Source organism: Proteus sp. fly-1008 (assembly GCF_040140305.1).
GTDB classification, from domain to species: Bacteria; Pseudomonadota; Gammaproteobacteria; order Enterobacterales; family Enterobacteriaceae; genus Proteus; species Proteus vulgaris_B.
Window position 1 is genome coordinate 1 of sequence record NZ_JBEEWH010000056.1, and the last position, 606, is coordinate 606.

A 606-nucleotide genomic window follows, 5' to 3' on the forward strand; every position below is an offset into this window, starting at 1 on the left:
TTGTGATTCATGACTGGGGTGAAGTCGTAACAAGGTAACCGTAGGGGAACCTGCGGTTGGATCACCTCCTTACCTAAGAGATACGTGTTATGTGCAGTGCTCACACAGATTGTCTGATGAAGAACGAGCAGAAATACCGGTATAGGCTTGTAGCTCAGGTGGTTAGAGCGCACCCCTGATAAGGGTGAGGTCGGTGGTTCAAGTCCACTCAGGCCTACCAAATCGTATTGAATACTGCGTTGTGAAATCACTCGTTTACTTAGAGTAAACTTCGTGTTTCCACGCCTTGTCTCACTACGATTGGCTCAATTCTTAATTAAAGGAAGTTATCCGATAAGAAAGAAACCTGAGTAACAAAAACGGTATTAAGAATGCATTATGGGGCTATAGCTCAGCTGGGAGAGCGCCTGCCTTGCACGCAGGAGGTCAGCGGTTCGATCCCGCTTAGCTCCACCATAATCTCTTGAATATAAAATAATAATTCAGAGTATATTAGCAATAGTATACTGCGAATTATTTTGCTCTTTAACAATCTGGAACAAGCTGAAAAATTGAAAACAAATCAATATATCACCGAGGTATATTGATGAGTCTCTCAAAATCTCA

The 606-nt window shown here is 42.4% G+C and carries 2 tRNA genes and 1 rRNA gene; all 3 read left to right on the forward strand.

The annotated features are described in order from the left end of the window. A 16S ribosomal RNA gene (locus tag ABN256_RS19140) occupies positions 1–72 on the forward strand; the annotation flags it as partial. Between the two features lie 71 nt (positions 73–143). Next, positions 144–220, forward strand: a tRNA-Ile gene (locus ABN256_RS19145). Positions 221–380: 160 nt separating this feature from the next. Further along, positions 381–456 (forward strand) — tRNA-Ala (locus ABN256_RS19150). The last annotated feature ends 150 nt before the right edge of the window (positions 457–606 follow it).